This window comes from Thermodesulfobacteriota bacterium, assembly GCA_035559815.1.
Lineage (GTDB): Bacteria > Desulfobacterota_D > UBA1144 > Nemesobacterales > CSP1-2 > DATMAT01.
In genome coordinates this window covers 14,121-27,167 of record DATMAT010000077.1, presented here as the reverse complement: position 1 = coordinate 27,167, position 13,047 = coordinate 14,121, and the positions used below count along the sequence as shown (strand labels likewise).

Here is a 13,047-nt window from a genome sequence, read left to right as displayed (position 1 = left end):
CGGTAGCCATGATATTAAAAACTTTCGTTTATGTTTTCCGTTTTATTATTGGGAAAGTACCTGAACAAATTGAGCATTACAAGTTACATTTTTATATCCGGGTCTAATTAAAGTTTGACAAGGACCGGTCTAATCACAACAAAAGGCATATGAGTAGGTTCCAATGGATGATTCGTAAGTTATATGATAGCTTTATTGTAAAAAGCGGGATAATTGAATGATATTAAATAGACAAGAAGTAAAGACAATCATAGTAATCGGTATTATTATAAGCCTCATAACCGGGCTTCTGGACATTTCCATAAACATCTCCTCCAGACCGTCTGGACTCTCATCCTTTTCCGCTTTGCTTGCCCCTCTCTCCGCAGCGACAATCTTTTCATTATGTCTTTACTTGGTCTTGTGGTTTTTAGTTATTTATCCAATGAGAAACATCGTACGACTGGAGACGATACCGCTAGCCGTCTCCTTCGCCTCATTTTTAGGGATGACCATAACCCTCCTCTCGTTGAACAGACTTATTTACTTCCCCTTGTCCGGCGTTGACTCGTTCAAATTATTTATATCGGTATTATGCTCCTTACTGATTTCAATCGGTGCCTACTTCACCGCAACATTTATTATCAAAATACCCCGATATAGAAATACGGTATCGGCCTTTATCTTTGCAACACCCTTTCTTTTTGCCGAGACCGCTCTTTTTCTGTGGCTTAACTCATACCGTATGGAATCTTTCCCTCGTCTGTCCCCCTTTCTTTTCTGGACGATCTTTGTACTTCTTTTGTCTTTTACCATCGTATTGCTCCACTACCTAAATCGAAAAATTAATATAGTAAGATTGATTCCTCCGTTTGCGGCTCTGGTTATTCTAAGTCCTATATTGGCACTAGCTTTAAACAAATATTTCCAGTCATCACCGGGCCAAATCACTAAAGCAAATAACCAATTCAAGCATGTGATTCTACTGACTGTGGACACCCTGAGAGCAGACGTGCTTTCCTGTTACGGTTCTGAGGAAGTGTCTACGCCCAACATAGACCAGTTAGCCAGGGATGGTATTTTATTCACGAATGCCATTTCCCCTGCACCCTGGACCTTACCGTCTTTCAGTTCAATCATGACCGGGGTATCCCCAATTGTTCATAAGGTCACAAAGGGCAATTCCCAACTTGATGACAATTTCCATACATTGGCTGAGTATATGAGGGACGCCGGTTACTTTACCTCCGCTATCGTATATAATGGGTATCTCAGCCATTACTCTAACTTATCACAGGGCTTTCTTGAGTATAGATTCTTCCCCAAGTACTCAATCGGCAACTCAGCGGGTGTAAAACTATTAGAAAAATTCTTACCCCGGGAATTTGAATCCGACACGACAACGACCGGATTAACCGAACTGGCGAAGGAATGGATTACAACCAACCAGGATAAGGATTTCTTTCTGTGGTTTCATTATTATGACCCTCACGTTCCCTATTCCCCTCCGCCTGAATTTCTCCCGGAAGGAGAGCCACCGCCTAATATTGGTACCAGCTTTTCAGAACCATGGCGCATTCGAGGTGGAGACTTTGCCCCCACATCGACCGAAAAAAACTGGATAAGAGACCTTTATCTGGGAGAGGTGCGTTACGTGGATGATAGCATTGGGAAATTCCTAGATCACTTAAAGAAGCTGGGCCTGTATGATGAATCCTTGATCGTCCTTACCAGCGACCATGGGGAAGAGTTTTGGGAACATGGAGGCTACGAGCATGGACACAGTCTATTCAACGAGGTGATCCGAGTCCCACTCATAATAAAGCTTCCCGAGTCTATTACCTCAAGAGCAATCGACGATAACGAGAGATCTACAATATCGACGGCTGCAGACGGAAAAATAGACGAAACTGTGACCACCCAGAGCATAATGTCCACTATTCTGGATACTTGTGGAATAAAATACGATGTCGATTACCCTTCTGCAGGCTCCTTGGGGGCCTTGTTGAAGAACTGGGATGGCCACGTTGAAGAACCGATAATCAGTTCCGGCTTGCTCTACTTCGAAGACCAGGAATCGGTGACCTTTAATGGGTCAAAATACATCCGCTTCACGGAGACAAACCGGGAAATACTTTATGATTTAATCCAAGACCCCGGTGAACGGATTTCCGTGTTGAGCTCCTCACCCCAAAAAGCAGAAAGCGCTAGAAATATCCTGAGGAACCATACCAAAGTAGCCGAAAAAATAAGGGAAAATAACGGCATAGCAAGCGGTAAAGAGGTGGAATTTGACCAGGAGACAAAGGAAAAACTCAAATCTTTAGGCTACTTACAATAATATTCAGTATTTCTCCAAGCCCACTTATCAAGCTAAATCTACCTTGCCAATCCCATTAATTTTAGATACCCTTCTAGGGTTTGACGGAGGTCCCTATGCACAATCTACAAAGGGTTGACCCGGAAATAGCAAAGGCCATAAGGTCGGAAACAGAACGCCAGGAGTGGAAGCTTGAGCTAATTGCCTCGGAGAATTACGTAAGCGATGCCGTCCTCGAAGCAATGGGCTCCGTGCTGACCAATAAATATGCCGAAGGACTGCCCGGCAAAAGATATTATGGCGGATGCGAATTTGTGGACGTGGCCGAATCATTAGCCATAGAGAGGGCAAAAAAGCTTTTCGGGGCGGATGCAGTCAATGTGCAGCCGCATTCGGGAGCGCAGGCAAACATGGCCGTTTATTTTACCGCCTTAAAACCTGGGGACACTATACTGGGTATGAATCTGGCTCACGGAGGACATCTCACACACGGAAGCCCGGTCAATTTCTCCGGAACCCTCTATAAAGTGGTTCCCTACGGCGTGAGAGAAGACGATAACCTCATAGACTACGACCAGGTAAGGGAGCTTGCCCTAGAGCACCAACCAAAGTTGATCGTTGTAGGATGGAGTGCCTACCCCAGGAAAATCGATTTTAAAAGATTTCGAGAAATAGCGGACGAATGTGGAGCGCTCCTCATGGCCGACATAGCCCATCCTGCGGGATTGGTGGTGGCCGGGCTCTACCCTACCCCGATACCATACTGTGATTTTGTGACTACCACTACGCATAAAACGCTCCGGGGTCCGAGAGGCGGCATGGTCATGATGAAAAAAGAGCAGGAAAAAGCGGTCAACAGCAAGGTTTTTCCGGGAACGCAAGGCGGGCCTCTAATGCACGTTATTGCGGCAAAGGCGGTAGCATTTCACGAAGCGCTCCAGCCCAGTTTTATCGAATACCAGAACCAAATCGTAAAGAATGCCAATACGCTGGGGGAACGCCTCAAGGAAAGGGGCTTCAAGCTCGTCTCCGGAGGGACTGATACACATTTGGTCCTGGTAGACCTGAGGGAGACGGAGATAACCGGTAAGGTAGCCGAGGAAACCTTGGAAAAGGCCGGGATCACCGTGAATAAAAATGCAATTCCTTTCGACCACCGGCCCCCGGCAGTAGCCAGCGGTATAAGAATCGGCACACCGGCAGTTACCACACGGGGAATGAAAGAGAACGAAATCGAAGTCATCGCCGGGTTCATCTACGAAGCATTAAACAACATTGGAGATGAAAAAACGCTTTCCCGGATTAAAGAGGACGTTAGAGAACTATGCAATAAATTCCCTATATATCGGCATAAGCTAACTTAAATGAAGTGTACTTTTTGCGGTAGCTTGAAAAACAGGGTCATTGATTCCCGCCTAGGAAAAGATGGGCTGGCCATCAGAAGGCGGAGAGAGTGTCTTGACTGCAAAAGGCGTTTTACTACCTATGAGCGTGTAGAAGAAGTAGACCTGCTTGTAGTAAAAAAGGATGGCCGGAGGGAGCCTTTTGACAGAAACAAGATAATCAAGGGCATGCTCAAGGCGTGTGAGAAGAGGCCCATAAGCGTGAAGCTCATCGAGGATTTCGTCTACGAGTTCGAGAGAGAGCTACAGGAAAGAGGGGTGAGAGAGGTAGAAAGCCGGGAGGTCGGAGAAAGAGTGATCAGGAAGCTCTACGAACTGGACGAGGTTGCCTATGTAAGATTTGCATCGGTTTACCGGTCTTTCAAAGATATAAATCAATTCATGGAAGAACTAAAAGAGTTGCTGAAAGATAAGGAAACCACCAAGGTAGTGGAGAGGGCTGAGGGAGGACACGGCTCCAGGCTTCCCCTTGAACTCATCAAGAGCGAGGGCGAGGAATAGAGGATGCTCATTGATACCCATGCACACCTGGAGATGCTTGAGGGTGTGTCGGAGGTTATTCAAAGGGCAGAGGAAGCAGGTCTGGAGAAGATAGTTGCAGTCTCATCCAACCTAACATCATCAGAGAAGACCGTAGATATCGCCAAAAATTTTCCCATGGTGTTTGCTACTGTTGGCATCCACCCGCACGAAGCATCAACCATGAACGACCAGGTGTTCTCAGAAATAGAGAGGCTGGCCAGGGAACGAAAAAAAGTGGTGGCAGTCGGAGAAACGGGTCTAGATTATCATTATATGCATTCGCCACGTGAAGTTCAGGTTTCATCATTCGTAAAACAGATCGATCTAGCTAATAGACTGGCGCTTCCCCTGGTTGTTCACGTTCGGGATGCCCACGATGACGTTATTAAGGTTTTAAAAGAACAAAATAGGAATAACCTAAAAGCGGTCATCCACTGTTTCACCGGGAATTACGAAACGGCAATGAAGTATATTGAAATGGGCTATTATATTTCATTCTCAGGCATAATCACCTTTAAAAACGCCGAGGAGATAAGGGAAGCGGCAACTAAGATTCCAATCGAGAAAATGCTTATCGAGACAGACTCCCCCTATCTTGCCCCTGTACCCTATCGAGGAAAAAAGAACGAGCCTGCTCATGTGAAAGCCATAGCCCAAAAAATAGCGGAGTTGAGAGGGATTTCATTCGAGGAAATAGAAGAAGAAACCACAGCCAACGCCAGGTATCTCTTTTCGTTTGGTACATCTTGATTATTTCCGCTTTGCCCGACACAAGATAATATGGTAGAGACGACCCGGCGGTCGTCTCTACAAATAAAAATTGAAAGACATGTTTACCAAACCAAGAATCGGCATCACCATGGGCGACCCAAACGGAATCGGCCCAGAAGTAATAGTTAAAGCTCTAGCCTGCAGCGAACTCCAGGACCTGTGTACGCCAGTAGTATTCGGAAGCGCAGAAATAATGGAAGAAGCACAGAGACTCACCGGTCTCGGTACCGGATTTGATACGGTGAGCATCGGTCATTTCGGCAAGGATAAACTACATCCCGGATACCCGGAAAAAACGGCAGGAGAGGCCAGTCTTGCCTATATCAGGGAAGCGGTACGGATTGCCCTGGATGGTAAAATAGAGGCGGTTGTTACCGCCCCGATAAGCAAAGAGTCGATCCACCTGGCTGGAGCAAAATATCCGGGTCATACCGAGATGCTCCAGGAACTCACCGGTGCGAAGAGGGTGGCAATGATGTTTGAAGGGGGGAGGTTTCGCGTGGTATTGGTCACGATTCACTGCGCACTTTCCCAGGTCCCCGGCTTAATAAATGAGGAGAAGGTTCTATCCACGATCGAGCTTACTCACGAGTCCTTGATAAGGCTTTTTAGGATAGCCAAGCCCACAATAGTTGTTTGCGGCTTAAACCCTCATGCCGGGGAAGCCGGGGCATTCGGAAACGAAGAGATATTGCATGTCATTCCGGCTGTCATGAGAGCCAAAGAAAGTGGCATCGAAGTCACCGGGCCTATGCCTGCTGATACTTTGTTCTACCACGCTGCTCAAGGTAAGTGGGATGCGGTCATTGCCATGTATCACGACCAGGGGTTAATCCCGTTCAAGATGCTCTCGTTCGATGAGGGAGTCAACATAACTTTAGGGCTGCCGATAATAAGAACCTCACCCGACCACGGCACCGCATATGATATCGCCTGGAAGGGAAAGGCGAATCCTTCGAGCATGATAGCGGCGATAAAAGTGGCGGTTAATTTAGTAAAGAATAAAGACGGCCAGAATAAAAATTGAGTTTAGAGTGCCTTTAACTACTGTCACTTTTGCAGGCACTTCCACATTTCGCTTTTTATTTGTCATTTCGAACGCACGTGAGAAATCTAATAAGCTTTACGACTCGATAATCAACAGCGCCCCACTCTTTCTATTATTATAGATTTCTCCTTTCAGTCGAAATGACATCTCTCCTTATTCCGCCACTCAACATTATTCCCTTCAGTCATTCAAAGACAACAAAGCGTTATGGCAATCTTGTAAACTAAAGCAAATAACTATACGCCTCTCCCGACTTGCATATCAACGGCAGAATTTCCCCCGATTTCCCAAGAATGGTCAGGTCATAAAAGTTGGTATTAATGGTAGGCTCCAAGTTTACTTCGATTACAATTTTCCCGGTCTGCTTGGCCACGAGCCCCATCGAAGCCGCCGGTTCCACGACACCGGAGGTGCCGACAATAAGCATTACTTCGCACTGCTCTATCGCTATAAGAGCCTTGTCAATCAAGGGCATTGGAATTACCTCTCCAAACCAAACTATGTTGGGACGTACTATCGCACCACAGTTGTTACACCTTGGCGGAAGCTCTTTTAGCGGTACGTCGAGGTTTTGTTCGATGATTGCGCAGCGTGTGCATCTTGTTTGCCAAATATTCCCGTGAAGCTCGATTATATTCTTGCTTCCGGCCAGTTTGTGAAGCCCGTCAATGTTTTGGGTTATAAGGTTAAAATTGGGATTATGGCCTTCTAGCTCGGCCAGGGCATAATGCGCATAGTTCGGCTTCGCTTCTTTAACTATTCCCCTCCTCCACTCGTACCATTCCCAAACGAGCTTAGGGTCGTTCTGAAATGCCTCTGGAGTGGCCAGGTCTTCAGCGCGATAATCCCGCCAAAGGCCACCCTGGCCCCGGTAGGTGGGAATTCCGCTCTCCTCGGAGATGCCCGCCCCGGTAAGAACGGTTATACTCGATGCGCGACCTATTAGGTCTGCCGCCTTGGTTATCTTCTCATCAATCTCTAAAATCATAGCTAAAATGTAATGCTATTGCCATATTTTAGCAATACTTAAGCCTTGTTTTCCTTGACAATTCTTCTCTTCCACATAACCTTATAAGACATGCTTGCGGACTACATTCCTATCTTATTAATACTGATACTGGCTATCCTTCTGGCCGGTGTTTTACTGGGAATCTCCTATCTCCTTGGCCCGAGGAGGCAGGCAATAAGGAAGCTAACCCCCTATGAATCCGGCATACCGCCGGTAGGAGATGCCAGGGAAAGATTTACCATAAGGTATTATCTAATCGGCGCGCTCTTCATACTCTTTGACGTCGAATCCATATTCCTCTTCGCCTGGGCCGTTGTATTCAAGGAACTGGGGATGCTGGCCTTCATAGAAATCATAATCTTTTTTCTAATTATCTTAGGTGGTTATTTCTATGTCCTGAAAAAAGGAGCCCTCGAATGGCACTGAACACGAATTCTATTCTTGGAGGGGACGGTTTTATAACTACCAAATTGAGCTCGTTCGTTAATTGGGCGAGGAAAAATAGCCTCTGGCCCATGCCGTTTGGCACTGCCTGCTGTGCAATCGAGATGATGGGTACTCTGGCATCCCGGTTCGACCTTTCCCGGTTCGGGGCAGAGGCAATACGTTTCTCCCCAAGGCAAGCGGACCTTATGATTGTCTCGGGCACTATAACCTATAAAATGGCCTCCGTGTGCAGGAGAATTTACGACCAGATGCCGGAGCCTAAATGGGTAATTGCCATGGGATCATGCACCTGCGGCGGCGGTCCCTTCGACAGCTATGCTGTTGTCCAGGGAATAGACGAGTTCCTTCCGGTCGACGTTTACGTCGGTGGATGCCCTCCCCGACCCGAGGCGTTGATAGATGCGGTGATGAAGATCCAGAAGAAAATAGAGATGGAAGGGGCACCCCTTGTATGAGCCTTGACCTCCAGACCGTTGTCGACTCCTTAAATACAAACCTTCCCGATTCAGTCCTAGATGTAAAAACATTCAGGGGGGAAACTACGCTTATTATCGACAAGAAAAGGGTGAGAGAGGTCTGTTCTCACCTGAAAAATGACTTTGGTTTCAAATTTATAGCCGATATCACCGCCGTGGACTATCTTGGGGTAAAAATTCCCCGCTTTGAGGTTGTTTATCATGTTCACAGATTCGGCCCGAGTTTCGACGACAACGTCAGAATCAGGCTTAAGACCGAGCTTCCAGAAGAGGAACCCAGAATTGATTCCGTAGTCCCGGTGTGGAGCGGTGCAAACTGGCTTGAAAGAGAGGTGTACGATATGTTCGGTATCGTGTTTCTGGGGCACCCAGACCTGAGAAGAATACTGATGCCGGAAGACTACGAGCCGCACCCGCTCAGAAAAGACTTCGACGTCAGAGACCGCGAGGCATCCAAGCGCAGTTTTAAGAGGGCCCTGGAAGAGGGAAGCGAGTAATGGAGAGAATAGAATTCCTCACCGAAGAGATTATAGACAAAGAAACCGGGCTCAAGACCGAGACCATGGTACTAAACATGGGTCCCCAGCATCCATCCACCCATGGAGTGCTTCGGGTGGTGTTGCAGCTTGAAGGTGAAACCGTAGTCAAGGCTATTCCCTACATAGGCTATCTTCATAGAGGGATCGAGAAACTCTGTGAGCATATAACCTACCAGATGTGCCTTCCCTACACCGATAGGATGGACTATGTAGCGGCGATTTGTAACAACATAGGGTTCATACTTACTGCGGAAAAACTCTTGGGTATCGAAAAAGAAATACCGGAAAGGGCGAAGGTAGCCGAGGTAATATTATTCGAACTGGGGAGGATCGAATCCCATCTTCTGGGAATAGGTACAAGCGCGTTGGACTTGGGCGCTTTTTCCGCATTTCTCTATCTTTTCAAAGAAAGAGAGAGGATCTACGACATACTGGAAATGGTCTGCGGGGCAAGGCTTACTACGTCTTATCCTAGAGTGGGAGGGCTGCCCGATGATTTGCCCGAAGATTTTGAGGATGCAATAAGAAATTTCTTAAAAGCCTTCCCGAAAACTTTGATGGAGGTGGACAAGCTCTTAACCAGAAACCGGATCTGGGTCGACCGGACTAAGGATGTCGCCTTCATAAGCGCCGATGACGCAATCGACCTGGGACTCACCGGACCAGTGCTTAGAGGAAGCGGAGTACCTTACGACGTCAGAAAGGCAATGCCTTATTTAGGATATGAGAACTATGATTTTGAGATACCGGTAATCTCAGACGGAGACGCATACGCCCGATATCTGGTCAGGATGGAAGAGATGCGCCAGAGCATGCACATAATCGAACAGGCGATTAATAACCTTCCGGACGGTCCCTACATAGCCGACCTGCCGGAGATAGTTCTTCCCCGAAAGGAACTCACCTATACCAGAATGGAATCCCTGATAAGACATTTCGTGCTGGTTTATGAGGGATTCAAGCCCCCTCCGGGCGAAGTGTATCACGCCGTGGAAAACCCCAAAGGCGAGCTTGGCTACTACATCGTCAGCGACGGTTCGGGAAAACCCTACAGAATGCGGGTGAGAGGGCCTTCATTCGTGAACCTTCAGGCCCTTCCTAAGATGGTGGAAGGTCGATTAATAGCCGACGTGATTGCGGCAATCGGAAGCATAGACATAGTGCTCGGAGAGGTGGATAGATAAAATTTTTGTAGGGGCAATATTTGTGATTGCCCCTACTTATAACCGGAGTAATCTAGGGCAAACACAAGGTTCGCCCACTACTAATTCTCGTTAATACGCACGGCACACCCTTTTTGTAAGCTCTTTCTAGTTCCGTCATGCACTCCGTAGGCCATTTCTTTCTACTGCTTGACCGAAGGCGCCTTTATTAACTCCACTCCCTTCGGGACTTTGAAATTGAAAAGCGAATCGGAAACCCCTTTGTTAATTTTAATGTCGTGCAGGTTGACCCTGGTCAGATTTCCAAACGGGTCGTAAAGATAAATGGTGTTAACGAGCATGCTCTTCTTATTAACCGCTATCGTAACCTTATTGTACTCCTCCTCGGCACTGTTATCCCTCGGCAACAGGTCAACCAGATAGCTTCCATACTGGTCGGGAAAGACGGAAGCAGAAAACCGGGCGATAAACTGCTCTTTTATGTTTCCTAAGCCGGAAAGGAGGGTGGTTGTGGTGGGGGTGTCCATAACCTCTATCAGGGATGACTCGACCACCTGCTTTTCTTCCTGATTATAAAACCAGATTTTAGAGCCGTCAGAAACAATCTCCTCCTTGTTAGGACGGTAATAATTCCACCTCATCTTCCCCGGTTTCTTCAACCAAACCTCGCCATCTGCCCTCTGCACCTGATTGAGAGACCTGATTGTGGCTTCCTGGGTAAATTTGGCATGAAAGTCGTTAATTCTTTCATAGGTTGACTGAACCTGGTCCAATATCGAATCCAGATTTTTATCTTCCCCTATAGCGGTGTTTTGAACCACAAAAAGTACAACTAAACTTAAAATAATTTTTCTCAATTTCTTTGCCTCTCTTTTAATTGGTCTAGGTCGATAAAGACCTCCCTCGGTTTACCCGCTACCTCCTGCGGGCCTACCAGTCCCTCTTTTTCCATGATTTCTACTATTCGCGCCGCCCGGTTGTAACCGATCTTGAGCTTTCTCTGAAGCATAGATATGGAAACCTGACGGGTCTCTTTTATGATTTTAAGGGCCTCGTAATAGAATTCATCTTTTTCTTCCTCCAGGTCAGTATCTTCCTCCGAGTCTTCGATCCTGGTAATCTCCTGATTGTACTCTGGCGCTGCCTGGGCTTTCAGAAACTCGGTTATTCTCTCCCTCTCTCCGTCGGAAATCATGGCACCCTGTATTCTGGTCAGCTTCGATGTTCCTGGCTGGAGAAAGAGCATGTCCCCTCTTCCCAAGAGCCGCTCCGCTCCCCCGGTATCGAGGATTACCCGGGAGTCGATCTTAGAAGAAACCTGGAAAGATATCCTTGCCGGAAAGTTAGCCTTGATAAGCCCGGCCACAATATCTACCGATGGCCTCTGCGTAGCCACTATGAGATGAATCCCGGCCGCACGCGCCTTCTGAGACAGCCTGGTGATGAACTCCCTTACCTCGTTAGGAGAGACCATCATTAAATCGGCAAGCTCGTCCATTACTATAACTATGTAAGGAAGCCACTTCTGCCATTTATCCTCGGACTCTGACTTCTCCACGTTCCGGTTGTAGCTCTCCACATCCCTCACCCCTTCCTCGGACAAGGTTCTATATCTCTTCTCCATTTCCTCGACCGCCCACCGAAGCGCCTGCGCCGCCTTTTTAGGCTCCGTTACTACGGGATGGAGCAGGTGTGGAATATCCTCGTAAATAGACAGCTCTAGCATCTTCGGGTCGATCATGATGAACTTGAGTTCGTATGGGCTGGCTTTGTAGAGCATGCTGTTGATAACCGAATGAAGTAGTACACTTTTACCGGAGCCGGTAGTACCGGCGATCATCAGATGCGGGGCCTTCCGTAAATCCATGTAAAAAGGCCTGCCGGAAATATCCTTTCCTAGCGCCAGGGTTAGGATTGATTTCCTTCCCAGGAATTCCGGGTCTTCTAATAGCTCCCTTAGAACAACCGTCTCTCTTCTCTGGTTTGGCACCTCGATCCCTATGACGTCTTTTCCCGGTATTGGAGCTATTATTCTTATGCTGAGCGCACTCAAGCCCATGGCCAGGTCATTCTCAAGAGAAGCAATTTTATTTATTTTAATTCCCGGGTCCGGCTTATACTCAAACATAGTGATTACAGGGCCCGGCCTTATCTCCGTGATTTTCCCGGAAACACCCAGGTGTTCGAGCTTTTCCTCGGTCAGCCTAGCCTTTTCGTAAATCGCTTCCCGGTCAAACTCCATCTTCGAATCCTTTCTGGGGTCCAGCAAATCGACCGATGGAAGCCTGAAGTTTGCCCGCTCGACCGTATGCTGTATCAGTTTTAACTGAACCTCTCTTTTGGGAGCCTCGACGACAATCTGAGGGAGAGGTTTATTTTCCACTACCGGTTCAGGCTTGGCTTGAAAAATGGGTTGAAAATGGGTCTCCTTCTTCTCCGGAGCCGGCTTTGCTGTCTTTATGCTCAGCTTTGACAGTTCTGTATATAGGTCGTAAGAAGCATCTATAATCCTCCCACCCAGTTGAAGGCCGGACTTCCATAGATAAGTAACTCCTTCTGAGATAATCATTAATGCCCTTCCACTCCAGCTTAGTATTTGATAGAGCGTGAGATTGGACATTATGATTAAACTCATTGCCAAGAGTATGGTTGCAATTATGTATGACCCTATCGCCCCGGCGACCTTGCCCTTAAGCATTGTGGAGAGGTAAGCACCCAGCCAGCCGCCCGGAGGAGAATATCCTAAGAATGATTCCTTGCCGAAAAAGAGTCCGAGCAATGTCGGTATGACGAAGAGAAGAATAAGGGCAGAAATGGCATTTCTATAAAGCCTCTCCCCAAACCTGCTGGTAAAAACAACCACCGCTATGTAGAACATAACAAAGGGAATTAAAAAAGCGGACAGTCCGAAAGTATTTCCGAGTAGATCGGATATAAAGGCGCCCACCGTCCCCATCGCCCCTTTTACGTCCAGCCCCGATTTAGAGCTATAGAATATCAAGCTCAGGGAGGAGAATACACCGATGGTAAAAAGTAATGCAGAAATTACTTCTCTGGCTATATAATCAGAGGACTCTTCTCTTGCGCCGTTTCTTCTTCTAGCCATATATAGCTAAATATTATGACTCTAAATCAGAATATAACAAGTCATTAATATTCCTCAAAAAATATCGGAATTAAAGGTAGTTGTCAAATAAAATTTAGATGTTTGTTTAAATTGTCCAGGTTTTGAGAGCAAATCCTGCTATGAAAATGTATTGCTGTGATATTTTTCAATGATAAAGGATGGATAGGAAAACGGATCGAGTTAGACGGAATAGGCTCCATAAACATCCTTACCTTACAATATTTACTATGCCCTTTATGCTGA

The 13,047-nt window shown here is 46.9% G+C and carries 12 protein-coding genes; 9 read left to right on the top strand and 3 right to left on the bottom strand.

The features are described 5' to 3' along the window. Positions 1-217: 217 nt before the first annotated feature. The 5 genes from VNN20_17460 (at position 218) to pdxA (ending at position 6,022) form a co-directional block, all read left to right on the top strand. Positions 218-2,320, top strand: coding sequence for a sulfatase-like hydrolase/transferase (locus VNN20_17460; protein ID HWP93975.1), 2,103 nt, complete (start codon positions 218-220; stop codon positions 2,318-2,320). A gap of 95 nt (positions 2,321-2,415) precedes the next feature. Next, positions 2,416-3,663 carry a serine hydroxymethyltransferase gene (gene glyA, locus VNN20_17455; GenBank protein HWP93974.1) on the top strand — a complete coding sequence of 416 codons (1,248 nt, stop codon included), beginning with the start codon at positions 2,416-2,418 and terminating at the stop codon, positions 3,661-3,663. After that, entirely contained in the window at positions 3,664-4,203 is a 540-nt protein-coding gene (gene nrdR, locus VNN20_17450; GenBank protein HWP93973.1) for a transcriptional regulator NrdR, read from the top strand. 3 nt (positions 4,204-4,206) lie between these two features. Then, positions 4,207-4,974, top strand: coding sequence for a TatD family hydrolase (locus tag VNN20_17445; GenBank protein ID HWP93972.1), 768 nt, complete (start codon positions 4,207-4,209; stop codon positions 4,972-4,974). Between the two features lie 79 nt (positions 4,975-5,053). Beyond that, positions 5,054-6,022, top strand: a complete 969-nt coding sequence (gene pdxA / locus VNN20_17440) for a 4-hydroxythreonine-4-phosphate dehydrogenase PdxA (GenBank protein HWP93971.1) — start codon at positions 5,054-5,056, stop codon at positions 6,020-6,022. A gap of 244 nt (positions 6,023-6,266) precedes the next feature. Here the strand turns inward: pdxA and VNN20_17435 are convergent, their stop codons facing one another. Beyond that, entirely contained in the window at positions 6,267-7,031 is a 765-nt protein-coding gene (locus tag VNN20_17435; GenBank protein ID HWP93970.1) for an NAD-dependent deacylase, read from the bottom strand. A gap of 90 nt (positions 7,032-7,121) precedes the next feature. On the opposite strand from VNN20_17435, the gene ndhC reads away from it, so the two are divergent. Genes ndhC through nuoD form a run of 4 tightly spaced genes read left to right on the top strand, consistent with a single transcriptional unit; the run spans position 7,122 to position 9,698 of the window. Beyond that, positions 7,122-7,478, top strand: coding sequence for an NADH-quinone oxidoreductase subunit A (gene ndhC, locus VNN20_17430; protein ID HWP93969.1), 357 nt, complete (start codon positions 7,122-7,124; stop codon positions 7,476-7,478). Next, a complete protein-coding gene (locus VNN20_17425) occupies positions 7,469-7,954 on the top strand; it encodes an NADH-quinone oxidoreductase subunit B family protein (protein HWP93968.1) in 486 nt (161 codons plus the stop codon). Before ndhC ends, VNN20_17425 begins: the two co-directional genes overlap by 10 nt. Continuing rightward, positions 7,951-8,472 (top strand): NADH-quinone oxidoreductase subunit C, encoded by a 522-nt coding sequence (locus VNN20_17420; GenBank protein HWP93967.1) that lies wholly within the window; start codon positions 7,951-7,953, stop codon positions 8,470-8,472. Before VNN20_17425 ends, VNN20_17420 begins: the two co-directional genes overlap by 4 nt. Then, the gene (nuoD, locus tag VNN20_17415; GenBank protein HWP93966.1) at positions 8,472-9,698 is read left to right on the top strand and encodes an NADH dehydrogenase (quinone) subunit D; all 1,227 of its coding nucleotides are present in this window, start codon (positions 8,472-8,474) and stop codon (positions 9,696-9,698) included. The genes VNN20_17420 and nuoD overlap by 1 nt, the downstream gene beginning before the upstream one ends. Before the next feature lie 161 nt (positions 9,699-9,859). Here nuoD and lolA read toward each other — a convergent pair whose 3' ends face one another. After that, positions 9,860-10,534: an outer membrane lipoprotein chaperone LolA gene (lolA, locus tag VNN20_17410; GenBank protein ID HWP93965.1), complete on the bottom strand. Its 675-nt coding sequence runs from the start codon at positions 10,532-10,534 to the stop codon at positions 9,860-9,862. Then, positions 10,531-12,783 (bottom strand): DNA translocase FtsK 4TM domain-containing protein, encoded by a 2,253-nt coding sequence (locus VNN20_17405; protein HWP93964.1) that lies wholly within the window; start codon positions 12,781-12,783, stop codon positions 10,531-10,533. The genes lolA and VNN20_17405 overlap by 4 nt, the downstream gene beginning before the upstream one ends. Positions 12,784-13,047 lie beyond the last annotated feature (264 nt).

What these genes read in the sequence shown, in the direction of transcription:
- VNN20_17460 (HWP93975.1), top strand. Translation starts at nt 218, where the DNA reads ATGATATTAAATAGACAAGAAGTAAAGACAATCATAGTAATCGGTATT.
- glyA (HWP93974.1), top strand. Translation starts at nt 2,416, where the DNA reads ATGCACAATCTACAAAGGGTTGACCCGGAAATAGCAAAGGCCATAAGG.
- nrdR (HWP93973.1), top strand. Translation starts at nt 3,664, where the DNA reads ATGAAGTGTACTTTTTGCGGTAGCTTGAAAAACAGGGTCATTGATTCC.
- VNN20_17445 (HWP93972.1), top strand. Translation starts at nt 4,207, where the DNA reads ATGCTCATTGATACCCATGCACACCTGGAGATGCTTGAGGGTGTGTCG.
- pdxA (HWP93971.1), top strand. Translation starts at nt 5,054, where the DNA reads ATGTTTACCAAACCAAGAATCGGCATCACCATGGGCGACCCAAACGGA.
- VNN20_17435 (HWP93970.1), bottom strand. Translation starts at nt 7,031, where the DNA reads ATGATTTTAGAGATTGATGAGAAGATAACCAAGGCGGCAGACCTAATA.
- ndhC (HWP93969.1), top strand. Translation starts at nt 7,122, where the DNA reads ATGCTTGCGGACTACATTCCTATCTTATTAATACTGATACTGGCTATC.
- VNN20_17425 (HWP93968.1), top strand. Translation starts at nt 7,469, where the DNA reads ATGGCACTGAACACGAATTCTATTCTTGGAGGGGACGGTTTTATAACT.
- VNN20_17420 (HWP93967.1), top strand. Translation starts at nt 7,951, where the DNA reads ATGAGCCTTGACCTCCAGACCGTTGTCGACTCCTTAAATACAAACCTT.
- nuoD (HWP93966.1), top strand. Translation starts at nt 8,472, where the DNA reads ATGGAGAGAATAGAATTCCTCACCGAAGAGATTATAGACAAAGAAACC.
- VNN20_17405 (HWP93964.1), bottom strand. Translation starts at nt 12,783, where the DNA reads ATGGCTAGAAGAAGAAACGGCGCAAGAGAAGAGTCCTCTGATTATATA.